The 24,901-nt window shown below is 72.5% G+C and carries 23 protein-coding genes and 1 pseudogene; 9 read left to right on the top strand and 15 right to left on the bottom strand.

Annotation, left to right across the window (positions count from 1 at the left end):
* Nucleotides 1-125: 125 nt before the first annotated feature.
* From Bequi_RS07850 to Bequi_RS07840, 3 genes and pseudogenes are all read left to right on the top strand, one after another.
* Nucleotides 126-953 (top strand): annotated as a pseudogene (locus Bequi_RS07850) (ISL3 family transposase); the annotation flags it as partial.
* 286 nt (nt 954-1,239) lie between these two features.
* A complete protein-coding gene (locus Bequi_RS07845; RefSeq protein ID WP_249737383.1) occupies nt 1,240-1,827 on the top strand; it encodes a VIT1/CCC1 transporter family protein in 588 nt (195 codons plus the stop codon).
* A 16-nt stretch (nt 1,828-1,843) separates the two neighbouring features.
* The gene (locus Bequi_RS07840; protein ID WP_249737382.1) at nt 1,844-2,200 is read left to right on the top strand and encodes a YciI family protein; all 357 of its coding nucleotides are present in this window, start codon (nt 1,844-1,846) and stop codon (nt 2,198-2,200) included.
* A 67-nt stretch (nt 2,201-2,267) separates the two neighbouring features.
* Here the strand turns inward: Bequi_RS07840 and Bequi_RS07835 are convergent, their stop codons facing one another.
* The 4 genes from Bequi_RS07835 to Bequi_RS07820 all read right to left on the bottom strand — a co-directional run bounded on the left by Bequi_RS07835 (nt 2,268) and on the right by Bequi_RS07820 (nt 7,495).
* Nucleotides 2,268-3,251, bottom strand: coding sequence for a glutathione S-transferase family protein (locus tag Bequi_RS07835; protein WP_249737381.1), 984 nt, complete (start codon nt 3,249-3,251; stop codon nt 2,268-2,270).
* Between the two features lies 1 nt (nt 3,252).
* Nucleotides 3,253-4,260, bottom strand: a complete 1,008-nt coding sequence (locus tag Bequi_RS07830) for a glutathione S-transferase family protein (protein ID WP_249737380.1) — start codon at nt 4,258-4,260, stop codon at nt 3,253-3,255.
* Complete coding sequence (locus Bequi_RS07825) at nt 4,257-5,633, bottom strand: MFS transporter (RefSeq protein WP_283774729.1); 1,377 nt, start codon at nt 5,631-5,633, stop codon at nt 4,257-4,259. Before Bequi_RS07825 ends, Bequi_RS07830 begins: the two co-directional genes overlap by 4 nt.
* Before the next feature lie 173 nt (nt 5,634-5,806).
* Nucleotides 5,807-7,495: a cation:proton antiporter gene (locus Bequi_RS07820; protein ID WP_249737378.1), complete on the bottom strand. Its 1,689-nt coding sequence runs from the start codon at nt 7,493-7,495 to the stop codon at nt 5,807-5,809.
* 137 nt (nt 7,496-7,632) lie between these two features.
* On the opposite strand from Bequi_RS07820, the gene Bequi_RS07815 reads away from it, so the two are divergent.
* Nucleotides 7,633-8,214 carry a MarR family transcriptional regulator gene (locus tag Bequi_RS07815; RefSeq protein WP_249737377.1) on the top strand — a complete coding sequence of 194 codons (582 nt, stop codon included), beginning with the start codon at nt 7,633-7,635 and terminating at the stop codon, nt 8,212-8,214.
* A gap of 7 nt (nt 8,215-8,221) precedes the next feature.
* Here the strand turns inward: Bequi_RS07815 and Bequi_RS07810 are convergent, their stop codons facing one another.
* From Bequi_RS07810 to Bequi_RS07790, 5 genes are all read right to left on the bottom strand, one after another.
* Nucleotides 8,222-10,042 (bottom strand): ABC transporter ATP-binding protein, encoded by a 1,821-nt coding sequence (locus tag Bequi_RS07810; protein ID WP_249737376.1) that lies wholly within the window; start codon nt 10,040-10,042, stop codon nt 8,222-8,224.
* A complete protein-coding gene (locus Bequi_RS07805) occupies nt 10,039-11,799 on the bottom strand; it encodes an ABC transporter ATP-binding protein (protein WP_249737375.1) in 1,761 nt (586 codons plus the stop codon). Before Bequi_RS07805 ends, Bequi_RS07810 begins: the two co-directional genes overlap by 4 nt.
* Before the next feature lie 93 nt (nt 11,800-11,892).
* The gene (locus Bequi_RS07800) at nt 11,893-12,249 is read right to left on the bottom strand and encodes a hypothetical protein (RefSeq protein ID WP_249737374.1); all 357 of its coding nucleotides are present in this window, start codon (nt 12,247-12,249) and stop codon (nt 11,893-11,895) included.
* A gap of 72 nt (nt 12,250-12,321) precedes the next feature.
* Complete coding sequence (locus Bequi_RS07795; protein WP_249737373.1) at nt 12,322-13,302, bottom strand: Fic family protein; 981 nt, start codon at nt 13,300-13,302, stop codon at nt 12,322-12,324.
* A gap of 132 nt (nt 13,303-13,434) precedes the next feature.
* Nucleotides 13,435-14,868, bottom strand: a complete 1,434-nt coding sequence (locus Bequi_RS07790) for an alpha-amylase family glycosyl hydrolase (RefSeq protein WP_249737372.1) — start codon at nt 14,866-14,868, stop codon at nt 13,435-13,437.
* A 46-nt stretch (nt 14,869-14,914) separates the two neighbouring features.
* On the opposite strand from Bequi_RS07790, the gene Bequi_RS07785 reads away from it, so the two are divergent.
* Nucleotides 14,915-15,724 carry an alpha/beta hydrolase gene (locus tag Bequi_RS07785; protein WP_249737371.1) on the top strand — a complete coding sequence of 270 codons (810 nt, stop codon included), beginning with the start codon at nt 14,915-14,917 and terminating at the stop codon, nt 15,722-15,724.
* A 66-nt stretch (nt 15,725-15,790) separates the two neighbouring features.
* Here the strand turns inward: Bequi_RS07785 and Bequi_RS07780 are convergent, their stop codons facing one another.
* The 4 genes from Bequi_RS07780 to Bequi_RS07765 form a co-directional block, all read right to left on the bottom strand.
* Nucleotides 15,791-16,207: a hypothetical protein gene (locus tag Bequi_RS07780; RefSeq protein WP_249737370.1), complete on the bottom strand. Its 417-nt coding sequence runs from the start codon at nt 16,205-16,207 to the stop codon at nt 15,791-15,793.
* The gene (locus Bequi_RS07775) at nt 16,204-17,313 is read right to left on the bottom strand and encodes a serine hydrolase domain-containing protein (RefSeq protein ID WP_249737369.1); all 1,110 of its coding nucleotides are present in this window, start codon (nt 17,311-17,313) and stop codon (nt 16,204-16,206) included. The genes Bequi_RS07780 and Bequi_RS07775 overlap by 4 nt, the downstream gene beginning before the upstream one ends.
* A 2-nt stretch (nt 17,314-17,315) precedes the next feature.
* Nucleotides 17,316-17,939 carry a helix-turn-helix domain-containing protein gene (locus tag Bequi_RS07770; RefSeq protein WP_249737368.1) on the bottom strand — a complete coding sequence of 208 codons (624 nt, stop codon included), beginning with the start codon at nt 17,937-17,939 and terminating at the stop codon, nt 17,316-17,318.
* Between the two features lie 101 nt (nt 17,940-18,040).
* Entirely contained in the window at nt 18,041-18,577 is a 537-nt protein-coding gene (locus Bequi_RS07765) for a hypothetical protein (RefSeq protein ID WP_249737367.1), read from the bottom strand.
* 193 nt (nt 18,578-18,770) lie between these two features.
* Here Bequi_RS07765 and Bequi_RS07760 point away from each other — a divergent pair, with 193 nt between their 5' ends.
* Nucleotides 18,771-19,052 carry a YciI family protein gene (locus Bequi_RS07760; RefSeq protein WP_249737366.1) on the top strand — a complete coding sequence of 94 codons (282 nt, stop codon included), beginning with the start codon at nt 18,771-18,773 and terminating at the stop codon, nt 19,050-19,052.
* A 14-nt stretch (nt 19,053-19,066) separates the two neighbouring features.
* Here the strand turns inward: Bequi_RS07760 and Bequi_RS07755 are convergent, their stop codons facing one another.
* Together Bequi_RS07755 and Bequi_RS07750 are read right to left on the bottom strand one after the other, a co-directional pair.
* Nucleotides 19,067-19,576, bottom strand: coding sequence for a DUF2254 domain-containing protein (locus tag Bequi_RS07755; RefSeq protein ID WP_249737365.1), 510 nt, complete (start codon nt 19,574-19,576; stop codon nt 19,067-19,069).
* A gap of 11 nt (nt 19,577-19,587) precedes the next feature.
* Nucleotides 19,588-20,502 carry a LysR family transcriptional regulator gene (locus Bequi_RS07750; RefSeq protein ID WP_249737364.1) on the bottom strand — a complete coding sequence of 305 codons (915 nt, stop codon included), beginning with the start codon at nt 20,500-20,502 and terminating at the stop codon, nt 19,588-19,590.
* A 107-nt stretch (nt 20,503-20,609) separates the two neighbouring features.
* Here Bequi_RS07750 and Bequi_RS07745 point away from each other — a divergent pair, with 107 nt between their 5' ends.
* From Bequi_RS07745 to Bequi_RS07735, 3 genes are read left to right on the top strand one after another with little or no spacing between them, the layout of a single operon-like run.
* A complete protein-coding gene (locus Bequi_RS07745; protein ID WP_249737363.1) occupies nt 20,610-21,368 on the top strand; it encodes a LamB/YcsF family protein in 759 nt (252 codons plus the stop codon).
* Nucleotides 21,365-23,155: a 5-oxoprolinase subunit B/C family protein gene (locus tag Bequi_RS07740; RefSeq protein WP_249737362.1), complete on the top strand. Its 1,791-nt coding sequence runs from the start codon at nt 21,365-21,367 to the stop codon at nt 23,153-23,155. Before Bequi_RS07745 ends, Bequi_RS07740 begins: the two co-directional genes overlap by 4 nt.
* Nucleotides 23,152-24,900 (top strand): acetyl/propionyl/methylcrotonyl-CoA carboxylase subunit alpha, encoded by a 1,749-nt coding sequence (locus Bequi_RS07735; RefSeq protein ID WP_249737361.1) that lies wholly within the window; start codon nt 23,152-23,154, stop codon nt 24,898-24,900. Before Bequi_RS07740 ends, Bequi_RS07735 begins: the two co-directional genes overlap by 4 nt.
* The last annotated feature ends 1 nt before the right edge of the window (nt 24,901 follow it).

The following is a 24,901-nucleotide window of genomic DNA, read 5'->3' as shown; positions in this document are numbered from 1 at the left end:
ACACCGTGCGACGCCACTCGGCGCTGGGCTACCTCACCCCGGCCGACTATGCTCGCCACTGCACCCACGAAATGGAACCCGACGACTCACACAGAGACCGGACCTAACAACGGGGGCGGCCCAGGGTCACCACGATCGGTGTCGACGAGCACGTCTGGCGACACACGAGGCTGGGCGACAAGTACGTCACCGTGATCATCGACCTCACGCCCGCGAGGAACAAGACCGGGCCGGCGAGGCTGCTGGACATGGTCGAGGGCCGCTCCAAGGCGGTGTTCAAGCAGTGGCTCGCCGCCCGCCCTGCGGACTGGGCGAAGCGGATCGAGGTGGTCGCGATGGACGGCTTCGCCGGGTTCAAGACCGCTGCCGCCGAGGAACTCCCCGACGCCGTCCCCGTCATGGACCCGTTCCACGTGGTCCGCCTCGCCGGCGACGCGCTGGATGTCTGCCGGCGTCGGGTCCAGCAAGACACCACCGGTCACCGCGGGCTCAAGGGCGACCCGCTCTACAAAGCCCGCCGCACCCTGCACACCGGGGCGAGCCTGCTCACCGACCGGCAGCGGGCACGCCTGGACGCAGTGTTCGCGAGCGAGGAGCACGTCGAGGTCGAGGCGACCTGGGGCATCTACCAGCGCATCGTCGCGGCCTACCGGGAGCCCGACAAGAAGAAAGCGAAGGCGATGATGCAGGAGGTGATCGCTGCGATCAGCAGCGGCGTTCCCGCGGCGCTCGTCGAGGTCCGCAAGCTCGGCCGGACCATGAAGCAGCGGGCGGGCGACATCCTCGCGTTCTTCGACCGCCCCGGCACCAGCAACGGCCCGACCGAGGCCATCAACGGGCGACTCGAACACCTCCGCGGCTCCGCCCTCGGCTTCCGCAACCTCACCCACTACATCGCTCGGTCGCTGCTCGAAGCCGGAGGGTTCAGACCCGCGCTACACCCTCGTTCGTGAAGAGCCTTGAATCTAGCACAGCGATCGCCTGCGCGCTTGCCCCGCCCTACGTACCCGACCCCATCCAACATTTTGCATGGTGGGAGGAAGTGAACCTCGTCGTCGTTGTGGCAGAGTCGGTGGTGCTCCGCTCTGCGGAGATGAGCCGATGTTCGAAGGCGTCGGCAGGTGCTCCCTGCGCAGCAGGGATGTGTGGCCTCACCGGGCCCGCCTGTGGGGCATTTCCCCAGGTGAGGCCACCCTTCGCTTCCTTGTGGGCGCGCGCCGGGCCGTGTTCTCTGTGTCCATGACTGCTTCTGAGATCACCGACGCTCCCGCCCCCGCCCCCGCTGGAGATCCGGAGAACCTCGCGGGCCGGCTGAACCAGCTGCGCGCCGCGGTGCTGGGTGCGAACGACGGCATCGTGTCGGTGGCGGCGGTCGTCGTCGGCGTCGCGGGAGCGACCGCTCAGATCGGCCCGATCCTCACGGCGGGCGCCGCCGCCGTGATCGGCGGGGCGGTCTCGATGGCGCTGGGCGAGTACGTCTCCGTCTCCAGCCAGCGCGATGCCCTGCTGGACCGGCGCGCCAAGGGCCATGCGGTGGACGACGAGGAGCTGGTCAGCGCCTGGGCCGCCGCGGGCGCCTCCTTCGCTGCGTTCTTCATCGGTGCGATCCTGCCGATGGCTGCGATCCTCCTGCCGCCGGCGAGCGTGCGCATCCCCGTCACCTTCGCGGCGACGCTGCTGGCGCTCGCGATCACGGGGGCCGTCGCGGCCGGCATCGGCGGCGGATCGAAGCTGCGAGCGGCGATGCGCGTGGTGATCGGCGGGGCGCTCGCGCTCGCCGTCACCTTCCTGGTGGGCTCCCTGCTGGGTTCCCAGGGCGTGATCTGACCCCTACGGTGACCCCATGACCACTCGCTACCTGATCCTCCACCTCACCGATTCCACCGGCACGTCGCTGCCCGGCGAGGAGGACCGGCGCCTCCTCGAGCGCTGGGCTACCGACGGCGACGCGGCCGGGCGGCTGCTGGACGGCGGGCCCGTCGGCCCCGCGGCGCAGTCGTGCGCAGTCACCGTCCGCGGCGGGGAGACCCGCATCGAACCGTCCGCCGTCCCCGGCTCGAGCGAGCGCGTGGTCGGGTTCGACGTCATCACCGCCGCCTCCCTCGACGAGGCCGCCCAGTACATGGCCGGCCATCCCACCGCCATCCAGGGGCGGATCCTCGTGCTGCCCATCGTGCGCCTGCCGTGGGAGACCGAGTGAGGGGCTGAGCAGCTCGCGCAGCCCAGCCCCTCGTTGGTCGGCCAGCCCCTCGGTCGTCGGCCCGCCCTCAGGCCCGCTGGAACGCGGGCTTCCCGCCGCTGAGGTCCTCGCGGCCAGCGGGCTCGCTCCAGCCCGACGTGTCCGGCCCCTTGGGGATGATCCCCGCCTCGCCGGTGACACCCGGGCTGCCGAAGTAGCCGGTCTTGATCGCCTCGAAGTCGGTGGTGGAGCCGAAGCCGGGCAGCTGGTAGAGGTCCCGCGCATAGGCCCACAGGTGCGTGAAGTCCACGAGGCGCTGGCGGTTCGCCTTGAAGCCGCCGTAGTAGGCGGCATCGAAGCGGGCGAGCGTCACGAACAGGCGCACGTCGGAATCGGTGACGTGATCGCCGTGCAGGAACCGGCGGTCCGCGAGACGCTCCTCGAGCGCGTCGAGCCCCGCGAACAGGGCGTCGTACGCGGCCTCGTAGGCCTCCTGGGAGGTCGCGAAGCCGCACTTGTACACGCCGTTGTTGACGGTGTGGAACAGCCATTCGTTCAGCTCGTCGATGGCGCCGCGCAGCTGCTCGGGGTAGAGGTCGGGCGCATCCGGCGCCTGCAGCGGCTTCCAGGCGGTCTCGAACCAGTTCGACAGGCGGTGGTAGTCGTTGTTGACCACGGCGCCCGTGGCCACGTCGACGACCGCAGGCACAGTGCCGCGCTTGTCGTAGTCCGGATCGGCGGCGCGGTACGCGTCGATGAGGTGCGTGATCCCGAGGGCCGGGTCGCGGCCGTCGGGGTCGAGGCCGAAGACCCAGCCGTCCGGGGTGCGGCGCGGATCGACCGTGCCCACCGAGATCGCATCCTGCAGGCCCAGCACCTCCCGCACGATCAGCTGGCGGTGCGCCCAGGGGCAGATCCCGGCGACGATCAGGCGGTAGCGGCCCGCCTCCACGGGCAGCTCGCCCGGCCCGTCGCCGAACGGCGTCTCGAAGCTGTTGGACTGGCGGGTGAAGCCGCCGCGGCCGTCGGTCTCGCGGGTGGTCTCGCTGATGGCGGGAGCGGGGGTGGTCATGTCATGCCTCCGTGGCGGTCGAGGGAGTCGGGGCGCCGACGTGGCGGCGGAAGCGGTCGGGGGAGGAGGAGAGGGCCTCGCGGCCGTGCGGCGTGCTCCAGGGCGCCTCGTCGGGTCCGACGGGCGTGATCCCGAACTCCGAGCGCACCACCGGGATCGAGTAGTAGTGGCGCTTGATGTGGTCGAAGTTCGTGGTCGAGCCGAAGCCGGGGGTCTGGAACAGGTCCCGCGCGTATCCCCACAGGTGCGGGAACTCCGTGAGGCGCTGGCGGTTGCAGTGGAACGCCCCGTGGTAGGCGGCGTCGAAGCGCACCAGCGTCACCCACAGGCGCACGTCGACGTCGGTGATGTGGTCCCCGAGCAGGAAGCGGCGGGTCGCCAAGCGCTCCTCGAGGGCGTCGAGCGTCTCGAACAGCTCGGCGTAGGCCTCCTCGTACGCCTCCTGCGTGCGGGCGAAGCCGGCGCGGTACACGCCGTTGTTCACCCGGTGGAAGATGACCTCGGCGAGGGCGTCGGCCTCGGCGCGCAGCTCCTCCGGGTAGAGATCCGGGGCATCCGGCGCCTGGAGGTCCCGCCACGCGAGCTCGAAGTGATGGGAGAGCCGCGGATAGTCGTTGTTGACGACGGCGCCCGTCGTCAGGTCCACGACCGCCGGGACCGTCGGGCGCCCGCTGTACCCGGGGTCGGCCTTGAGGTAGGCCTCGCGCAGCTCGTGGATGCCGAGCACCGGGTCGACGCCGCCCGGATCGAGAGTGAACTCCCAGCCGTCCTCCCCGCGGATCGGATCCACGGTGCCCACCGAGATCACGTCCTGCAGGCCGAGGACCTCGCGCACGATCAGCTGGCGGTGCGCCCACGGGCACAGGTTCCCGACGATCAGGCGATAGCGGCCGGCCTCGACGGGCAGCTCTCCGGGACCGTCCCCGAAGGGGCTGGTGAAGGCGTTGCCCTGGCGGCGGAACTCGCCGCGGGCGCCGACCTCGGCGGCGAGATGGTCGGTGGTGCTCATGCGGGAACCTCATTCGTGGTGGGGGCGGCTGCGGGGTGCTCGGAGAGGTCGGCCCCGCGGGTCTCGCGGATCGTCAGGGCGACGGCCGTGGAGATCAGCGCCGCGAGCGCGACGTAGAGGCCGAAGGCCTGCGGGCCCCAGCTCTGGCCGATCCAGGCCTGCAGCGCGGGGACGGTGCCGCCGAAGATCGCGGTGGCGAGCGCGTAGCTGAAGCCGACGCCGACGGTGCGGATGGACGTCGGGACGAGCTCGGCCATCAGCGCCGGCAGGATCGACAGGGGCGCGCTGAGCAGCACCATGCTGATCCCCATCCCGAGCGCCATCCGCTGCCACGAGCCGTCCAGCAGAAGCATCAGCGGCCAGGTCGAGACGGCCACCCCGACGAGCCCGATGAGCACGACGGGCTTGCGGCCGATGCGGTCGGAGAGCCGGCCCCACAGGGGCAGCGCGATCAGGGCCAGTACGTTCGCGCCGACCGCGGCCCACAGCACGGTTCCGGGCTCGGAGCGGAAGACGGCGATGTGGAAGCCGACCATCGCCGCCCAGTTCTGGAACGCGATCGTGATGCCGAGGGTGAGGCCGATGATCTGCAGGGCGGGGCGCCAGGAGCGCGCCATCTCGCGCAGGAGGTTCGGCCGCCGGGACCGCTGCGCGGTCTCGGCGAACACTGCGGTCTCCCGCACCCGCCAGACGAGCGCGAGGGCGAGCAGGCTGCCGGCGCCGGCGAGCACGAAGGGGATGCGCCACGCCCACGCGGTCAGCGCCTCGGGGCCGACGGTCGCGGCGAGCACTGCGCCGAGCAGGGTGCCGACCAGGCTCCCCGCGACGATCGAGACGTAGATCAGGCTCGACCAGGCGCCGCGGCTGCGAGGCGGGGCGATCTCGGAGATGTAGGCGCCGGCCGCGGGCTGCTCGCCGCCGTGGGCGAGCCCCTGGATCACGCGCGCGACGATGAGGAGGATGCCCGCTCCCGCACCGATCGTCTGGATCGTGGGTGCGAAGGCGATGAGCAGGGTGCCGAGCAGAGCGGTCGCGGAGGTCGCGAGCAGCGAGGTGCGCCGGCCGAAGACGTCGGAGATCGCCCCGAAGGCGAGGCTGCCGATCGGGCGGGCGATGAAGCCGACCGCGAAGACGATCAGCGTGCTCAGGTACGCGCCGCGGCCCTCGTCGGACCCGAAGAAGGAGGCCGCGAAGAACGCGGCGAACGTCGAGTAGATCGTCCAATCGAACACCTCGACGGCGCTGCCGACGAGGGTTGCGGGCAGGTCGCGGCGGGAGCGCGCACTGCCGGGGGCGGGTGCGGGCTCAGTGGAGGGGGCGAAGCCGGGCGGGTCGGTTGCTGAGGAGGAGTCGAGCACTGAGGAGGAGGGCATGGCGTGGGCCTTCGGGTGGGAGCGATGAGGGAGCGTGCGCGACGCTCCGGAATCCCGGAGCTCCGCACTGCGCTCCCACGCTAATCCCACTGCTTTGGTATCGCATAAAGAACGTTAATGTCTGTGACGGGCAGATCGCTCCGGCGCTCAGGCCCGCCTCAATGTCATCCCGCTCAGTGCCGCCCCACCCCGTGCCCTCCGGCGTGGCCCGTCGCGGGAGGTGCGGCGAGCATCTGCAGGTCGAGCTGGCGCAGCACGGCGTCGGCCGCATGCGGGTCCACGCCCTTCTCCGAGCGCGCATCGAGCACCTCCGCGCGCGCGGCGTCCAGGCCCACGGTCTGCGCGGCGACCATCACCTCGCGCCCGCGGCGCATGAACTTCGCGCGCGCCAGTTCGCGCTGGTGGCGGTCGGTCGCGGCGGAGGCTCCGCCGCTGGTCCCGGCGACGCCGGACCCGTCGGCCGCGATGACCTCCTGCGCCATCGTGGTGGTGTCGAGCTCCTTGCGCAGGGAGCGGAAGCGATCGCGCAGGGCCGTCATCTGCTTCTCGGTGAGCTCGCCGGTGCCGCCGAAGCGCTCCTCGATCGCGCGCAGGGCGGCGCCGCGGGCGCGGGCGGTGAGCTCGGCGATCTCGAGCGCGGTGACGGTGCCGTCGTCCTGCAGGCGCAGGGCCCGCAGCAGGGTGCCGAGGCCGAGGCCCGTCGGCACGAGCGTCACCACGAGCACGGAGGCCGCGACGATGATCATCAGGTTGCGGTTCTCGATCGCGGCGCCGGTCTCGTCGACCACCGGGATCGCGAGCGCGAGCGCGAGGGTCGCCAGCCCGCGCATCCCGCACCAGGTGAGCACGAGCGAGTCCTTCCAGCCCAGCAGGTCTCCGGAGTCGATGTGGGCGACGGGCCGGATCAGCACCATGCCGATCGCGCGCACGGCGATCACCAGCACGCACACCGTCGCGGCGAGCGGCAGGTAGTCGAGCACAGCCCAGCCCTCGGCGACGACCACGTCGCGCAGCTGCATCCCCATCAGCCCGAAGGCGATGCCCGTGACCAGCAGGTTCGCCACGTCCCAGAAGGTCGCCCGGGAGATGCGGGCCTCGGAGTCCTCCACGCGCGCGCGGCGCTTCGTCTCCAGCGCCGTGACCACCACCGCGATGACGCCCGAGGCGTGGACCTCCTCGGCGAGCATGTAGGCGGCGAAGGGGACGACCACGCTCATCGCGGTGCGCGCGGCGGTCGTCGTCACCACCCGCGTGCCGAGCCGGTAGAGGAAGCCGAGCAGGAGGCCCACGAGCACCGCGATCGCCGCGCCGATGAGGAACTCGGGGATCAGTCCCCAGCCGATCCGCTCCCCGCGGGACAGCGCGTGCAGCGCCGCGGTGAACAGGACGATCGCGACCGCGTCGTTGAACAGGCCCTCGGTCTGCAGCATCGAGACCAGGCGGCGCGGCATCTTCGCGGGGCCCGCGACGGCCTCCACCGCGATCGGGTCGGGCGGGGCGACCATCGCGCCGACCATGATCGCCAGCGGCAGCGCGATCCCCGGCACCATCATCCACACCGCGCCCGCGACCAGCGCCGCGGTCACCGCGGTCATGCCGACGGCGAGGAACAGCAGGGTGCGCCAGCGGTAGCGGAACACCGTCCAGCTCGTCTGCTGGGCCGTCGCGAACAGCAGCGGGGGCAGCAGCAGCGGCAGGATCAGGTGTGAGTCGATCACCAGGTGCGGCAGGCCGGGGATGCTCGCCATCGCGGAGGACGCGATCAGCATGAGGATCGGGTACGGCAGGTGCACGCGCTCGCCGATCGCGACGCACACCACCGTGACCGCGAGCAGGGCGATGACCAGTGCGAGCGTGATCATGGGCGGCCTCCTGCGGACGTCGGCATCCGGTGGAGGCATTCTCTCAGGCGGGCGGGGGCCGGATGATTGCGGCGCGAGCCGCGAGACAGGCCGCTCGCGCCTCACCGCTGCAATAGATGCACGATATCGTTCACGTCATGAAATCAGCGGTGCCGCTCCTCGCTCCGATCCTGCGTTCCGACGCCCAGGGCCTGCTCCTGGCGGAGCTCTGGCTCCATCCCGATGCCGAGCTGACCGGCGCGGAGCTCGCGGCGAAGATCGCGGTCTCGCCGGCGACTGTGTCGCGGGAGCTGGCCCGTCTGCTCGAGTCGGGCTTCGTGCTCGATCGGACGAGAGGTAGGAACAGGTACGTCCGTGTCAACGCGCAGCATCCGCTGTTCGCTCCGCTGGGGGAGATCCTCACCTATGCCTACGGCCCTCTTCCCGTGCTGAGGGAGGTTATCCACAGCGTTCCCGGCGTGGTCGAGGCGCACCTCTATGGTTCGTATGCGGCCAGGATGCACGGTGAACCAGGACCCGATCCGACGGATCTGGATGTTCTCGTCGTGGGAGATTCCGTGGACAGGGCCGCGCTGGAGGACGCCGTGGACGATGCGCGCAAGCGGTTGCGCCGCGAGGTGAATCCCGTCGTGGTCACCGTCTCGACCTGGGCCGACGGGGAGAGCGGCTTCCTGCAGCAGTTGAAGCGGAAACCGATGGTGGAGATCGTCGGGCTCTGAGCTGCTCCTACAGCGAGTCCTGCCACGCTCCGTGGAGCGCGGCGAAGCGGCCGCCGGCCTCGATGAGCGCGGCGGGGGAGCCGTCCTCGACGACCTCGCCGTCGTGCACCACGAGCACGCGGTCGGCGATCATCACGGTCGAGAGGCGGTGGGCGATGATCAGCGCGGTCCGCGCGCCGAGCAGCCGCGTCAGCCCCTCCTGCACGAGCCGCTCGCTGGGGATGTCCAGGGAGCTGGTCGCCTCGTCGAGGATGAGCACCGCGGGATCGGCGAGGAAGGCGCGCGCGAAGGAGATCAGCTGGCGCTGACCGGCCGAGACGCGCCCGCCGCGCTTGTGCACGTCGGTGTCGTAGCCGTCGGGCAGGGCACGGATGAACTCGTCGGCCCCGATCGCGCGCGCGGCCGCCTCGATCTCCTCGCGGCTCGCGCCGGGCTTGCCGAGGGCGATGTTGTCGGCCACGGTGCCCGAGAACAGGTAGGCCTCCTGCGTGACCATGACGATCGCGCGGGTGCGGTCGGCCGCGGAGATCTCGCGCAGGTCCACGCCGTCCAGGCGCACGTACCCCGCGCTCGCGTCGTAGAAGCGCGAGATGAGCTTCGCGACCGTGGACTTCCCGGCGCCCGTCTGGCCGACGAGCGCGACCGTCTGCCCCGCCGGGATCTCGAGGTCCAGCGGCTTCAGCACGAGCGGCCCGCCCTTGGAGTAGCGGAAGGAGACGTTCTCGAAGTCGATGCGCCCCTGCGCGCGGGGCAGGGCCACGGGCTGCTCGGGCTCCCTCACGTGCGGGGCCTCGGCGAGCAGCTGCGCGATCTTCTCGAGCGCCGAGATGCCCGACTGGAAGGAGTTGTAGAAGTTCGCGAGCTCATCGATCGGCAGGAAGAATCGGCGCGCATAGAGCACGAGCGCCACCAGCACGCCGACGTTCAGATCCCCCTCGAGCACGCGGAATCCGCCCACCAGCAGCACCACCGCGATGGTGGTGTTCGCGAGGATGCGCAGGGCCGGCTGGTAGATGCCGAACACCTGGATCGAGCGCAGCGAGGCGTCGCGGTAGTCCTGGGCGAGGGTGTCGAACTCCGCCGCGTCGCGGCGCTCGGTGCGGAAGGCCTGCACGGCGCGGATGCCGCTCATCGCCTCCACGAAGTGCACGATCAGCCGCGCCGAGTGGGTGCGGATCGCGCGGTACTGCTCGCGCGAGCGCTTCTGGAACCACACGGTCAGCGCCACGCCCGGGATCAGCATGAGCAGCATGACCACGCCGGTCACCCAGTCCATCGTCACGATCAGGATGATCGTGAACACCATCGACAGGCTCGAGCCGACGATGATGTCGACCCCGAAGTCGAGCAGCTCCCGCAGCGCCTCCATGTCGGAGGTCTGGCGCGAGACGATCCGGCCCGAGGTGTAGCGCTCATGGAAGGCGAGATCCTGCTTCTGCGTGAAGCGGAAGACCTTCCGCCGCAGCGCGAGCAGCATCTGCTGGCCGACGACCGTCCCCTGGCGCACGTACCCGAACGTCAGCACTCCGCCGACGATCGCGCAGGTGATGTGCGCGGCGGCGGCGAGCAGCGCGGGCCGGCCGTCCCCGGCCATCAGCGCGGGCAGCCCCGCATCGATACCCCAGGCGATGATCGCGGGCGGCGCGACGACGGCTGCCTGCGCGATCACGACCATCACGCTCATCGCGAGGAAGGCGCCCTTGACCGGGGAGATCAGCTCACGCAGCAGGGCGAAGGAGCGTCGGCGCGCCTGGCGGTTCTCGGCGGTGCTGAGGGTGCGCTGCTCGGCGTCCTCCTCGCGCACGGGGGCGGGGGCGGCGGCGCTCATCGGGCGATCTCCTCGGTGCTGGCCATGACGTGCCGGTAGCGGGCGGAGCTGCGCATCAGCTCCTGGTGCGTGCCGACGGCGGTGATCCGGCCCGCCTCCATCAGCGCCACACGATCGGCGAGCGCGACCGTCGAGGTGCGGTGGGCGACGATCAGCGTGGTCGTGCCCGCGAGCACCTCGCGCAGCCGCGCGGTGACGCGCTCCTCGGTCTTCGTGTCCAGAGCGGAGAGCGGGTCATCCAGCAGCAGCACCGCGGGGCGCGCCGCGATCGCGCGGGCGAGCGCGATGCGCTGGCGCTGCCCGCCCGAGAGACTCATGCCCTCCTCGCCGATGCGGGTCTCAAGGCCGTCGGGGAGGTCGAAGGCGAAGCCGGCGTCGGCCGTCTCCAGCGCCAGGCGCAGGAGGTCGTCGGCCGCCTCCGGGCTGAGGGACGCGTCGGCCCCGGTCATGACGTTGCTGCGCACGGAGCCGGAGAACAGCGTCGCCTCCTCGAAGGCGAACGCGGTGAGAGTGCGCAGGTCCGTCAGCGCCATCGCGCGCACGTCGACGCCGTCGATCGTGATGGCGCCGCCGGTGACATCGTACAGGCGCGGGATCAGCTGCAGCAGGGTCGACTTGCCGCTGCCGGTGATGCCGACGAGCGCCATCGTCTCTCCGGGGCGGATGTGCAGATCGGCGCCGGCGATCAGATCGGGCATGCGCTCCGGCGAATCGGCGTAGCGGAAGCGCACGCCGCGCAGCTCCACCTCCCCGCGGGCGCGGTCGAGATCGACCGCGACGGGATCGGCGGGGGAGGCGATGGTGTTCTCGGCATCCATCACCTCGTAGTGGCGGTTCAGGGCGGTGGTGGTGTTGACCGCCTGGCCGAGCAGCATCCCGAGCATCCGCACCGGGTTCACCACCAGCGCGGCGGTCGCGAAGTAGGAGGCGAGCTGGCCGACGTTCATCGCGCCCGCCGCGGTCTGGTGCAGGCCGACGAGCAGCGCGACGCCGAGGGCGACCTCGGGGAGCATGAACATCGACATGTCGAATCGGGCCATCGAGGTCGCCTTGCGGACCTCCGTGGTGCGCAGCTCCTCGGCCTGGTCGGTGAAGCCCTCCAGCGCCGTGTCGCCGCGGCCGAAGGCCTTCAGCACGCGGATGCCCTGCACCGACTGCTCGATCGTGGTGGCGAGGTCGCCGTTCTGATCCTGCGAGAGGCGCGAGAGCGTGGAGTAGGTGCGGTTGAAGCGATAGGCGATCACCACCACCGGGATCGCGGCCAGCAGGAAGATGCCCGCGAGCAGCGCGCTCGAGCGGAACAGCAGCACGATGCCCGCGACGATCGTGACGACGCTGGTCACGACCATGATCATGCCGAACGCGACCCAGCGGCGGATCGAGGAGATGTCGCTCATCATGCGGCTGAGCAGCTGGCCGGAGCCCCAGGCGTCGTGGAATGCGATCGGCATGTGCTGCACCGTGCGGTAGAACCGCGTGCGCATGCCCTTCTCGATCATCGTCGAGGGGGCGACCGCGAACACGCGCCGCAGGTAGATCAGCGCGGCCTCCACGAGCCCGAGGCCGATCACGATCGCTCCGCCCGTCCAGACGGCGGCGGCCGTCGGCGCGAGCTCGAGGCGGTTCACCACTGCCTCCAGGACCTGCGGGATCAGCAGCGCCACGATCGAGGCGGCCAGGGCGCTGAGCAGGCCGAGCGCGAGGCGGAAGCGGATGGGTCGGACTGTCTGCCACAGGCGGGACATCGCGGAGAGCATGGAGGAGGGGCACCTCGCTGGGGGTGGTGGGGGAGTGCCCAGCTTAGTGAGGCGGCTGCGGCGGGGTCACGGAATTGTGGCGACCGGGACCGCTCAGCGCTCGGCAGCCCCGTCGCTCAGCACGTGCGCCGCGGCAGCGCTCGCCGCCGTCACGGTGAGCACCGACGGCCAGGCGCCGATCCTCTTCGCGAGCGGGTGCGAGAGCCCGAAGCCGAGGATGTAGACCGCCCCCAGCGCAGCCGCGGTGCCCGGGCCGCGGCGGGCCACCCAGGTGCGCGCCGCCAGCGCGCCCGCGAGGCCGAGGACGACCCCGCCGAGCGGACGGTTCCCGGTGAAGCGCGCCGCCGAGTAGCCGCCCAGCAGTCCGGCGGCGACGATCGGCGCGGTGCGAACGTCCTCCGCAGGGGAAGGGAGGAGACGGGTCAGGTCGGAGAGCTGCGTCGTGGTCATGAGGCCAGGGTAGGCCCGGGCGCTGGGGGATGCCGCGCGCGAACCTGGGAAGTTGATAAGGCCTTCGCGGGGCTAATTGATCTGATCAACTTCGGGGTCCGTCTCGGCACCGGGTCTGTGCGAGCCGCGTGAGCGCTTGTACCTTTCGACAGCGTGGCGGGTGCTGTGCCAGTTTCCGTCGGCCCGCTTCTCAGCATCGAGCCTCCCGCGCTGAGCGGCCTGGCGAAGCGCTGCGATGGAGATCGTGCCATCGGAGAGCGCAGCGATCGGCACGAGTCGTGCCGGGCCCGCGACGTTGGGAAGGATGAACCGGTGGAGGTTCTCGATCATGGCGCGCGCAATGATCTCCCCCAGGGCGCCGTGCTCACCGCGATCTGCAGCCTGCATCGCCTGGAGGTAACGGCTTCGATCCTTCTTCAGGATCACCACCGGCGGATAGCCGAGGCGCACGAGCATCAGGTTCAGTGCGAGTCTGCCCGTGCGGCCGTTCCCGTCGATGAACGGGTGAACCCGTTCGAAGGCGTTGTGAATCCTGGCCATCCTCTCGGCGACCGGCTCCTGAGAGGGCAGGGCGAGAGTGTTGGCCTCCGAGATCCAGGTGGCGAGCTCGGAGGGCACGAGGGGCCAAGTGGGCGGTGTCATCCCGCCGCTGAACGCGTGGATATCGTGCTGACGGAATGAGCCGGGGGACTCTGCGCCGGTGGCCTCGGGGTGGGGATCGACCTGCCAGACGGGGGTCATCATCCGGTAGTGGATCTCCCGGATCTCTGTGAGCGAGATCAGGTCGCCCGTGGTCCAGTCCCCCGGCTGCAGTGCGTGCGCATAGACCCACTCCGCGGCGTCGGCATAGCCCCTGACCTCCACGTACTCGCGAAGGGGCTTGGCTCCGACGGCCCTGCCGTGGTCCAAGAGCTCGCGGACCTCGCGGAGCACGAGGGTGTTGCCCTCGAGAGCGGTGGAGTGGTGGGTTTCCAGGTGCCAGATGTCCGACCAGATGTACTCGGCTTCCTTGGGGGCGGGCAGCCCGCCGTGCCGCTCCCGGAGATCAGACATCAAGGACTCGAGCTGGCGGTGGATCGCTGCGCGCGATGGGCGTCCACGGGGCATGACCGGTCCGTTCTCCGAAGTTGATCAGCCCGCGGGCTGCCTAATTGATCTTATCAACTTCGGCCCCGCTGCCACCCCTCACCGCACTACCGCAGCCCCATGCGCGGGCACCATTCCGGCCTCCGCCGGGCCGGTGCCGTCGAGCATGTCGGCGCCGCTGACGGCGTCGAGGACCTCGCTCGGAGCGGGGCGGGGATCATCAGTCAGGTTCAGCGCGAGGACGAGGCGCTCATCGTCCTCGGTGCCGGTCAGCTCGATCTCGGCGTACTCGTTCGCGAGCACGTCCTGGCGGACGGCGACCTGCGCGCTCGCGAGCCACGGGAAGCGTCGGCGCAGCCCGAGGAGCCGGCGGTGCACCTCGAGGATCCGCGGGGCCGCCTCCGGCTTCAGCAGCGTGAGCGGGGGGAAGGTCGTCTCGTCCTGCGCGCGCTCGGGGTCGACGTCGGCAGGGGTGCCCTGGGGCGCGCCGAGCACGGCGGCGGGGTCGTCCGGGAAGACCGGCCGCACGGCGTCATCCCCGCCGGCGCGCTCCTCCTTGATCGCGGCCGCGCCGAACTCGTCGCCCGCATAGACCGCGGGGACGCCGGGCAGCAGAGCCAGCAGCGCATAGGCGACGGCGAGGTCGCGGCCGTCGGGGATCTGCGAGGCGATGCGGGTGGTGTCGTGGTTGGAGAGGAACGTCAGCGGCGTGAGCCCGCCGCCATCCCGGAACTCCTGGTGGCGGCCGAGCGCGTGCGCGAGCTCCCACAGGTTCGTCTCGCGCAGCGACGACCAGATCGCCTTCCACAGCTCGTACTGGGTGATCGACTGCGCGCCGCTGACCTGCGCGAACGCCGCGTAGTCGCCGTGGATGACTTCGCCGAGGATCCAGGCGTCCGGGCGCTGCTCGAGCACGCGGGCGATGATCGGTGCCCAGCCCTCGGGGCTCGCCGCATACATCGCATCGAGCCGCCAGCCGTCGATCCCGCGCTCCAGCCAGTGCAGCATCGCCCCTGCGATCAGCTCCTGCACGGCGGTGTCGCGGAGGTTCAGCTCGACCAGGTCGCTGTTGCCCTCGAAGCCGTAGGGATGCTCCCCGGACCAGCGGATCTTCTCGCCCTCGGGGGTGCCGGGCCCGTCCGCGAGGGCCGCGCGCACGATGGGGTGCTGCTCGGAGACGTGGTTGAAGACGCCGTCGAGCACCATGCGGATCCCGCGCTCGCGGCAGGCAGCGATGAGGGCGTCCATGTCGGCCTCATCGCCGAGGCGCGGGTCGATGCGCAGATGGTCGAGGGTGTCGTAACCGTGGGAGACGGAGTCGAACAGCGGGTTCAGGATCAGCACGTTCGCCCCGAGGGAGACGATGTGGTCCAGCCATCCCGTGATCCGCGGCAGGCGGTGCACGACCTCCGCCTCGCCGCTCGGCCGCACCGCCGGGGCGCCGCAGAACCCCAGCGGGTAGATCTGGTACGCGATAGCGGTCGGCAGCCAGTCGGGGCCGACGGGGCGCGGGGACTCGGTGCTCTCGTTCATCCCCACATCGTAGGAGCCGGGCCCGAGCGGCTCCTACGATGGCCCCATGATCCGCATGCGCGTCGACCACTACGCCGAATCCCTCCGCATGAACACCTCGATGGTGGTGCTGATGCCGCAGGCCGCCGCCGGGATCGGCATGGCCGGCGCCTACGGCGCCTACGGCGCCCCGGCGGCCGACGTCGGCGTGCCCGTGCTCTACCTCCTGCATGGGCTGTCCGACGACTGCACCATCTGGGAGCGCCGCACCGCGATCGAGCGCTACGCGAGCACGAAGGGCATCGCGGTCGTGATGCCCGAGGTGCGCCGCTCGTTCTACGCCGACGAGGCGCTCGGCGAGGACTACTGGACGTACATCGCCGACGAGCTTCCGCAGCTGCTCGCGCGAACCTTCCGCATCTCGACCGCCCGCGAGGACACCTTCGTCGCGGGGCTCTCGATGGGCGGCTTCGGCGCGATGAAGCTGGCCCTGAACCGCCCGGATCGCTTCGCCGCCGCCGCTAGCCTCTCCGGTGTGCTGGATCTCGGGGCGCTGGACCTCTCGGAGCACGGCGGGCACCTCGCCGCCCGCATCTGGGATGTGCGCGGGAGCGACGCCGGCCCCGGAGCGCATCTCGCGGCGGGAGGGCCCGACGATCTCCTCGGCCTCATCGCCGCAGCGGATCCCGCCTCGACCCCGGCGCTGTTCGTCGCGTGCGGCACCGAGGACTATCTGATCGAGGGCAATGAGCGCTTCCTCGAGGTCGCCGCGCGGCAGGGCCATGCCGTCGAGACCGTGCTGCGGCCCGGGGCGCACACCTGGGAGTTCTGGGACGAGGAGATCCAGCGCGTGCTGGAGTGGCTGCCGCTGCGCTGAGCGCGGGGGCGCCGCGCCGCCGCGCTGGCATGGCCGACGGGCCTCAGCCGGCGCACGCCGGCCGGATCACCCCGCCCACAGCATCGCGCCGACGAGCGCGAGGAACAGCACGATCTCGCTGACGAGCTCGAACCTGCTCGGACGCGTCGCGAGGCGCACCCGGCGCTTCTCGAGGAACGTCGGCCGACGATCCGGATCGACCTGCCGGGGCAGGCGGGGCGGATCCATGCGGGCCGCTCGCACCCACGCGGCGAGGGTGCCCACCAGGGCGAACACGAGCAGCGCCCACCACAGCAGGCCGAGGATCCCCGTGAGCGGCAGCATCAGGGAGAGCAGCAGCAGCCAGAACCCGGTGCCGAGGGTGAGGGTGAGCATCCGCAGGGGGTGCAGCCAGCTCCCGATGAGCACGGCGGTGCTCCAGATGACCATGACCGCGAGCACGAGCGGCACGGCGAGGGAGAGAAGGGCGATCGCAGGGCTCATGCGGCAAGGCTCCCGTCGAGGATGCTGACGCCCAGGTTGTCGAGCGTATTGGCGGTATCGGTCAGCAGGACGACCCCGCGCCCGCTGGCGGGTGCGAAGCCGATGAAGGAGGCGAAGCCGCCGGTCATGCCGTTGTGCCAGATCATCTCCGTGCCGGATGCCAGCTGCGTGCGGAACCAGTGCACAGCGACCTGCTGCGCCGGGTTCTCGCGTGCGATCGGCTCGAGTCCGCTGCCGACGGGCGCCGCCCCGTCGATCACTGCCCGCAGATACCGGGCCATGTCGGCGGCAGTGGAGCGGATGCCGCCGGTCGGGGCGTAGCCGTTCATCGTCCAGGCGGCCGCGCGGTGGCCGGTGGAGGAGTGGCCTCGCGGGTCGGCGTCCCCGAGCCGGTTCGGCGTGATGGGGGCGAAGGTGCGGGTCATCCCGAGGGGATCGAGGATGCGCTCGAACAGCAGGGTGTCCCAGTGGTCGCCGCCGATCTTCGCCAGCAGCTGTCCCTCGAGCGCCGCGCCGAGGTTCGAGTAGGCGACGGTGCCGCGACCGGTGAGGGGGGAGCGCAGGGCGTCGGCGATGACGTCGTCCGGGCTCTGACCTGCGTAGGGGTCTTTCCGCAGGGTCGTCGTCCAGATCGAGGAGAGACCGAGGCTCGAGCCCAGCCTGGGCAGCCCGGAGGTGTGGCTCGCGAGCTCTGCGAAGGTGACGTCCGCGACGGCGGTGCCCGCGGCCTCGGGGAGGACCTCCGCGACCGTGGTCGCGAGCTCCACCTCCCCGGCCTCGACCGCTGCCATCAGCAGGGCCCCGGTGAAGGTCTTCGTCGCGGAGCCGATCTCGAAGTCGCGGTTCTCGTCGGCCCCGAAACCGGCGAAGCGGGGCTCCGCACCCGGGCCCAGGAGGGCGACCGCGACGCGGCGGTGGCTCGTGAGCTGGGGGGAGAGGGCCGCGGCGAGGTCGGCATCGCCCGTCGGCTCGCCGAGGACGGCGGGGCGGGGGGAGCCGAGCGCGGCGGTCACGCCGAGGGCGGCGACGGCGGGGATGCCGGCGCCGAGCAGGGTGCGGCGGGAGGGGCTTGCGGGAGGCGCCGGGGCGGCGGGGGTCTCGGGCATGCTCAGCCTTCCTCGAGGGCGGTGATGATGGCGAGCAGGGGCACCACGCGGGTGGCGGGGACGGTCCAGCTGCCGCGGTGCGGAGAGGTCGCCCACTCCGCGCCCTGCAGCAGGTTCAGGTGGTGGTAGGCGACGCCGGTGGAGGCGAGGTCGAGCCGATCCACGAGCTGTGCGACGGTCTGCTCGCCCTCGAGCAGGAGCTGCAGAATGCTGAGGCGCAGGGGGTGCCCGAGGGCGGCGGCGCGGTCGGCGCGCTCGGCCCAGTCGGCCCGCAGCAGCGGATCGGTGGGGCGGCCCCACTGGTACTCGACGTGCCCGAGGCCGACGTCGACCGAGCCCGCGTACATCACGCCGCCCGGCGGTGGGAGCTGCTCTTTCAGAGCGGTGATGCCCCAGAACGGGTCGCCCGCGAGAGCAGTCGCGGGGGTGGCGGCGCCGGCGCCGACGGATGCGGCATCGGCAGTGCGTTCCGCTGGGCCGCCGGGGCCTGCTGCAGATGCGGCAGGAGCATCCAGACGGTCGAGGAGGTCCCCGAGCAGGGCCTCGAGGCGATCGAGCCGCGCCTCCGCGGATCGCGCGCCCGCGTCAGGAGCGCCGACAGGCCCCAATGTGTCTGGTGCGTTCACGAATGCTCCCTCTTCCGCGAATTACGGATCTACGGAAGAACGTAGCACAGCTCTCGCGGCAGCACCAGAGAGCGGGCGGCATGGAGGCGGCGAAGCGCGCCTCAGCGCGAGTGCAGGATCCGTGCTGCCTTCGCCGGGGTGACCGGCCGTGCCAGCGCTACGATGGCGAGCACGATCGCGGCCAGGGGATAGAGCACGGCGGTCACGATCGCGCCCACGGTCAGGATGGCGGACTGCACGGGCTCCTCATCGAAGCTGACGGGCTCCGTGCTCGTCAGCACGAAGAGCGTCAGGATGAAGAGCGCAGGCAGGGCGATCCCCACGGCGCCGAAGGCGGCCGCCCGCAGGCCGACGGACTTCGCGACCCGATTGCGCCGGCTGAGCACGAGGCCGGTGATCAGCATGGCGATCCCCGGCAGTGCGGCGGATGCCAGCGGCAGAGCGACGAGCGCCAGCAGTCCGAGAGCCCAGGCGAGGCGGCCGTCGTCCAGTGCGCTCGCCGGGAAGTGCTCGGGCCCGGGATCGGGAGGCAGCGGCGGGCGGCGCTGGGGTGCGGGCTGGCCGGGGGCGGGCTGCGGCGCGGTGCTATCAGGCGCGGTGGCATCAGGCGCGGTGAAGTCCGGCAGGGAGCTCGACATGGGTCTGCCTCTCGCAGGGGCCGCCGCGGCGGCCGGTATCGCGGCCCCGTCGGCCGCCCTTCGACCCTACGGGTGCGCGGCGACATCCGAGACGGAATCCGTCTCCCGTTCGCCCGCGTGCCTCCCGCCGCAGGAATGTCCCACGCCCGTCATATCCTGCTCGCAGCCCCGCCGAACCGACCCAGGAGCAGCCATGACTCTCTTCGCCGTCCGCTACGACTACACCGACGACGTCGCCGCGATGGATTCCACCCGCCCCGAGCATCGCGCTTTCCTCGGCGCTCTCCAGGAGTCAGGGGACGTCGTCGCGAGCGGCCCGCTGCTCGACGGCCCCGCCGGCGCGCTGATCCTCGTGCAGTCCGGCAGCGCCGAGGAGGTCGAGGAGATGCTGGAGGCGGATCCGTTCCGTCGCGAGGGCGTGATCGCCCGCCGCGAGGTGCGCGAGTGGAGCGTCGTGATCGGCTCCATCGGCTGAGCTGGAGGGAGCGCTCACGCGCTCTCGCTCTGCGCAGCCGCCCGCTCGGCGCCGTCGGCCATCGCGTCGAGGAGCTGGCCGACGGTCGCGCGGCGCAGAACATGGGAGCCGACGATCACCAGCGGCAGCGCCCCTCGCCCGCCGCTCGTGCGCAGGAACTCCTGCGCCATCGGATCCTGCAGCACGTTCACCCAGCTCACGTCCGGGCGGCCGCTGCGGATCGCCGTCTGCAGTCGGGCCGAGAGCGGATCGCCCGGCGCCCACAGGATGATCGCGCGCTCGTCGGACCGCATCTCGAGCGCGGTGGCGAGCGGCACGTGCCGCCCGCGGCGCAGCGGGGAGGTCCAGAAGCCCATGAGCAGGGCGAGCGCGGCGAGGAGCACCCCGGCGAGCACCTGATCGATAGCCACCAGCAGGAGCGCGGCGGCGATGCCCCCGATCGTCAGCAGCGCAGGGCGCAGCCAGAGCCGCGCGCGGCGCACGGGCGGTCCGTCCAGGGGAGCGGGGTTGCGGGACTCGTCCACGGCGGTCCTCCTCAGATGTGCAGCGCCGAGACGGAGCGCTCGGCGGCCTCGGCGGTGAGGGCGGCGCGCAGGGCCGCGACGGCGGGAACGGCGAGAGCCCCGGGCCGGCTGACCAGCCCGATCGTGCGGTCCGCGAGATCGGGGAGTGCGCGCACCACGACCTGCGAGGAGGGGTAGGCCTCGAGCGCGATCTCAGGGAGCAGGGCGACGCCCGCCCCGTGCTGGATGAGGCGCTGCACGACGGTGGCGTCGTCGGTCGAGTGGCGCACGTGCGGGGTGAAGCCGGCACGCTGCGCGTTCGAGAGCAGGTTCGCCCGGCAGCGCTCGCAGCCCGCGATCCACGGCTCCTCGCGCAGGTCGGCGAGGGTGAGACCCGGATCCTCGGCGCGGGGATGCGTGCGGGGGAGGACGGCGAGCACGCGGTCCTCGATGAGCGGCTGCCATTCCAGCGCCCCCTCGCTGACGATGTCGGTGCAGGAGTAGCGGAACACGAGGGCGAGGTCGAGATCGCCCGCGAGCACGGAGGCGATCGCATTCGGCGGCTCGAGCTCGTCGAAGGTGACATCGACCCCGGGGGCGGTCTCGCTCACGCGGGCGAGGGCCGGCGGGAGCAGCACCGCCGCCGCGGAGGGGAACGTCGCGAAGCGCACGCGCCCGCGGCGCAGCGAGGTGATCTCGGCGAGCTCCTCCTCGGCCGCGTGGAGAGCGGCGGCCATGGTCTCGGCGTGCACGAACAGCCGCGAACCGGCCTCGGTGGGCGTCACGCCCGAGGAGGAGCGCAGCAGCAGGGGCGTGCCGACCTCCTTCTCCAGGGCGGCGAGGTGCTGGGAGACGGCCGGCTGGGTCCAGCCGAGCTCGCGGGCGCCGCCGCCGATGGTGCCGTTGCGCACGACGGTGCGGAAGATGAGGACTCGACGAGGATCCATGGCGCGAGTCTACGAGCATGTCCCTAGGAATGCTTATGGGTGGCGGATTGTTGAACAACCTGGGAAGGTCCGGCATGCTGGGGTCCCTGCGACCGAAGGGGCCCGAAGTGAGCACGATCGACCTGAACAGCGATATCGGCGAGTCCTTCGGCGCCTGGAGCATGGGGGACGACGAGGCGATCCTGGACGTCGTCACCAGCGCCAACATCGCCTGCGGCTTCCACGCGGGGGATCCCTCGCACATGCGCGCGACCGCCGAGGGCGCGGCCCGCCGCGGGGTGAGCGTCGGCGCGCACGTCGCCTACCGCGATCTCGCCGGCTTCGGGCGCCGCTTCGTCGATGCGACCGCGACCGAGCTCGCCGACGACGTGCTCTACCAGATCGGCGCGCTCGAGGCGATGGCCCGCGCGGCCGGCACCCGCGTCACCTACGTGAAGCCCCACGGAGCGCTCTACAACACGATCGTCGACCACGAGGTGCATGCGCGCGCCGTGGTCGACGCGGTCGGCGCCTTCGGCGGCGGCCTCTCCCTGCTGCTCCTGCCCGGCTCCCTCGCCCTGCGCCTCGCAGAGCAGGCCGGCACCGAGGGCGTCGCCGAGGCCTTCGCCGATCGCGCATATAACCCCGACGGCACCCTGGTCTCGCGGCGCGAGCCCGGAGCGGTGCTGCATGATCCCCAGATCGTCGCCGCGCGCATGGTGCGCCTCGCGACCGAGGGCGTGCTCGAGGCGGTGGACGGCACCCTCATCCGGCCCGACGCCCGCAGCATCTGCCTGCACGGGGACACCGCCGGCGCCGTCGCGCTCTCCCGCGCTGTGCGCTCCGGCCTCGAGGCGGCCGGCGTGCAGATCGCGAGCTTCACGTGAGCGGCGCGATGCCCACGGGGGCGGCGGGAGACGCCGGGACTGCGCTGACGGCCGCAGCCCCGGACCTGCGGCCGATGGGCGCGCTCGCCGTGCTCCTCACGCTGCCGACGCTCGAGGACGTCATCGCCTGGCACGCCGAGCTCACCGCCCGGCCCGTCGCCGGCCAGGTCGAGGCGCTCGCCGCGGCCCGCACGGTGCTCGTGGGCTGCGTGAGCCCTGCTGCTGCCGCCGCTGCTCTCGGCGCCCTCGCCGCGCGCACCCCGGGCGCCGCGCGCTCCGCCGAGGGGCAGGCCGTGCAGATCGAGGTCGTCTACGACGGCGAGGACCTGGAGGAGGTCGCCCGCCTCACCGGCTTCAGCCCCCAGGGCGTGATCGACGCGCACACCGGCACCGCCTGGACCGCCGCGTTCGGCGGGTTCGCGCCCGGCTTCACGTATCTGACCGGCGGCGATGCCCGGCTGCAGGTGCCGCGCCGCAGCACGCCCCGCACCGCTGTGCCCGCGGGGTCGGTCGCGCTCGCCGGGGAGTACTCGGCCGTCTACCCCGGGGCCTCGCCCGGCGGCTGGCAGCTCATCGGCCGCACCGACGCGCCGCTCTGGCGCACCGACCGCGCCCAGCCCGCGCTCATCGCGCCCGGGGACACGGTGCGGTTCGTCGCGGTGCGGGAGCAGGCGCGCGTGGGTGCGGGTGCGGGTGCAGTGTCGGCCGACGGGCAGGCGCCGCCCGCCGATGGGGCCGGCAGCGCCCAGCGCGACGCGGACGCGGCGACTCCGCTGGCCCCCGCCGCCACCGCCGCGCTGGCCCCCGCCCTGCACGTCCTCGATCCGGGACTGCGCACGCTCGTCCAGGATCTCGGCCGCCCCGGTCGCGGGGACCTCGGCGTCACCGCCTCCGGCGCGGCCGACGCCCCCTCCGCCCGGCAGGCGAACCGCCTGGTGGGCAACGACGAGGGCGCGGCCGTGCTCGAGAGCCTGCTGGGCGGGACCGCCGTGCGCGCAGGGGAGCAGGCGCTCGTGCTCGCCCTGAGCGGAGCGCCGGCGTCAGCGACGATCTCTCCCTCTGCTGCCGACGAGCGCCCCGACCGCCCTGACCTCACCCCCGACCGCCCCGGCCGCCCCGACCGCCCCGCCCCCCACTGCGCGCCCTTCGCGCTCTACCCCGGCGAGACCCTGCGCCTCGCGCCGCCCGCCGCGGGACTGCGCACGTATCTCGCCGTGCGCGGCGGGATCGACGTCCCGCCCGTCCTCGGCAGCCGCGCCACCGACACCCTCTCGGGCATCGGCCCAGCGCCCCTGGCAGGCGGCGACGTCCTGCCCGTCGGCACGGAGCCGCACCGCGCCGTCGGCCCCGCGGAGACCCCCGCGACCACCCCGCCCGCCGCAGGCGAGCGCGCTGTGCTGCGCATGCTGCCCGGTCCGCGCGCCGACTGGTTCGGCGAGGGTGGCGCCCAGCAGCTCTGCGCACGCGAGTGGCGCGTCGGCCCGGCGAGCGACCGCGTGGGCGTGCGTCTCGCCCTCGCCGACGAGGCAGGCGCCCCCCTGCAGCGCGAGCGCGACGGAGAGCTCGCGAGCGAGGGGATGGCGCCCGGCGCGATCCAGGTGCCGCCCTCCGGCCTGCCGGTCGTCTTCCTCGCCGATCACCCCGTGACCGGCGGCTATCCCGTGATCGCGGTCGTCCACCCCGATGACCTCCCGCGCCTCGCGCAGCTCGCCCCCGGCACCGCCGTGCGCTTCGCCCTGCACGACGCCCCCACCCCCGCCCCCGCCTCGCCCCAGGAGACCTCGTGAAGAAAGTCCTCATCGCCAACCGCGGCGAGATCGCCGTGCGCATCGTGCGCGCCTGCGCCGATGCGCAGATCGCCTCGGTCGCGATCTACGCCGACCCCGACGCCGACGCCCTCCACGTGCGCCTGGCCGATGAGGCCTACGCGCTCGGCGGCACCTCGGCCGCCGAGACCTACCTCGACATCGAGAAGGTCCTCGCGACCGCCCGGCGCAGCGGGGCCGACGCCGTCCACCCCGGCTACGGCTTCCTCTCGGAGAACGCCGACTTCGCCGCCGCCGTGATCGAGGCGGGACTGACCTGGATCGGCCCGAAGCCCGCCGTGATCAGCGCGCTCGGCAACAAGGTCAGTGCCCGTGAGCTCGCTCAGCGCGCCGGCGCCCCGCTCGCGCCAGGGTCCGACGGGCCCGTCGGCAGCGGGGCAGGGGTGCGGGCCTTCGCCGAGGAGCACGGGCTGCCGATCATCATCAAGGCCGCCCACGGCGGCGGCGGGCGCGGCATGAAGGTCGTGCACGAGGTCGAGGAGGTCGAGGCGGCCTTCGAGTCGGCCGTGCGCGAGGCCGTCACCGCCTTCGGCCGCGGCGAGTGCTTCGTGGAGCGCTTCCTGGACCGCCCCCGGCACGTCGAGGCGCAGGTCGTGGCCGACGAGCACGGGAACGTGGTCGTCGTCGGCACCCGCGACTGCTCCTTGCAGCGCCGCAGCCAGAAGCTGGTGGAGGAGGCCCCCGCGCCGTTCCTGACCGACGCCCAGCGCACCGAGATCCACGAGGCCGCGCGCCGGATCTGCAGGGAGGCCGGGTACACCGGCGCCGGGACCGTCGAGTTCATGGTCGCGGCCGACGGCCTCATCTCCTTCCTCGAGGTCAACACCCGACTGCAGGTCGAGCACCCCGTCACCGAGGAGGTCTACGGGGTCGATCTCGTCGCCGAGCAGCTCCGCATCGCCCGGGGCGAGCGCCTCTCGCTCGCCGAGGATCCGCAGCCGACCGGCCACGCGATCGAGTTCCGCCTGAACGCGGAGGATCCGGCGCTCGGCTTCCTGCCGACCCCCGGCCCGGTCACCGCGATGGCGCTGCCCACGGGGCCGGGCGTGCGCGTGGATTCCGGCGTGGTCGCGGGCTCCGTGGTCCCCGGTCATTACGACTCCCTGTTCGCGAAGCTGATCGTGCGCGGCGCCGACCGCGACCAGGCTCTGCGCCGCGCGCGCCTCGCCCTCGCGGAGCTGCGGATCGAGGGTCTGCCGACGGTGCTGCCCTTCCACCGCGCGGTGGTGCGCGAGGCCGACTTCACCGACTCGCCGTTCCGCGTCGACACGACGTGGATCGAGCGCGAGCTCACCGGGCGCCTCGCCGCCTCCGACCCCGCCGCCCCCGCTCCGGACGGCTCCCGGCGCGAGGTCACCATCGAGGTCGACGGCCGCGCGGTGCGCCTCGGGCTGCCCGCCGACCTGCTCGGCGCGCTGGGTGCGCTCGGGGCGTCGGCCGCGGGCGGTTCGGCGGCGAGCGGCGGGGCTGACGGGCCGGACGCCGGGGCCGACGAGGGCGCGCTCGCCGCCCCGATGGACGGCACGCTCGTCGCCTGGCGCGCCGAAGACGGCCAGAGCGTCGAGGAGGGCGCCGTGATCGCGGTGCTCGAGGCGATGAAGATGGAGACCGAGGTGCGCTCCCCGCGCGCGGGGAGCGTGCGCCGCGAGGCGCTCGAGGCCGGGACCGCCGTCAGCCGAGGGCAGGTGCTCGCTCGCATAGGGTGAT

It is taken from the genome of Brachybacterium equifaecis, assembly GCF_023509525.1.
GTDB lineage: Bacteria > Actinomycetota > Actinomycetes > Actinomycetales > Dermabacteraceae > Brachybacterium > Brachybacterium equifaecis.
The sequence above is the reverse complement of the archived record's forward strand: the minus strand, read 5'-3'. Positions and strand labels throughout refer to the sequence as shown.